The sequence below is a fragment of the Vibrio sp. 10N.286.46.A8 genome (assembly GCF_041470165.1).
GTDB lineage: Bacteria > Pseudomonadota > Gammaproteobacteria > Enterobacterales > Vibrionaceae > Vibrio > Vibrio tasmaniensis_A.
Map to the genome: position 1 here is coordinate 1 of NZ_JBFRLX010000086.1, position 751 is coordinate 751.

1 protein-coding gene is annotated in these 751 nt (G+C 46.5%); it reads right to left on the reverse strand.

Features of this window, described 5'->3' with window-relative positions; all coding sequences use genetic code 11:
* Positions 1-56: 56 nt before the first annotated feature.
* On the reverse strand, positions 57-751 hold a 695-nt coding region (locus AB4232_RS10145), incomplete at its 5' end, for a peptide MFS transporter (RefSeq protein ID WP_372087049.1).

A 751-nucleotide genomic window follows, 5' to 3' on the forward strand; every position in this document is an offset into this window, starting at 1 on the left:
GCTCATTGAGCAGCCCTTTTTGATCTGGATGTTTCTTCTTGAAATCGATCTAGATATTAAGCAACCGAAGTTTCTGCTTTTGGCTCTGCTTCAAGCATCATGTTGCTTTCTACGCCATGCATCCATGATACAAGCTTGCCAGCACAAAGAAGCAGTAAGACGCCACTTATTGTCGCTGTAATTGCGATACCACCGAAGATAGACATTGCGCCAAGCTCACCAACGTGAGAACCCACAAGGCCAGCGACGTAGTTTGCGACAGCGTTGAAGCCAAACCATGCACCCATCATTAGCGATGCGAGACGAAGCGGAGCTAACTTAGTGACCAACGACAGGCCAATAGGAGATAGACAAAGCTCGCCAAGGGTATGGAAGAAGAAAGCACCGACTAGCCACAGCATTGACGTTTTCACTGTTAGGTCGCCACCTTGCTCCATTACAGCGCCCATCATGCACACAAAGCCAAGAGCTAGGAAGAACAAAGCCATTGCAAATTTCACTGGAGAATTTGGTTCACGCTTACCAAGCTTAACCCAAAATGCAGCAATGATTGGTGCAAGTGTAATGATGAAGAATGGGTTCAGAGATTGGAACCACGCCGCTGGGACTTCAAAGCCACCAATCATGCGGTCAGTATATTGTTGAGTATAGATATTCATCAGACCGCCAGCTTGTTCAAAGCCCGCCCAGAAAACTATGACGAATAGACCCATAACCAGAATAACTTTTAATCGATCGAACTCTTCTTTGG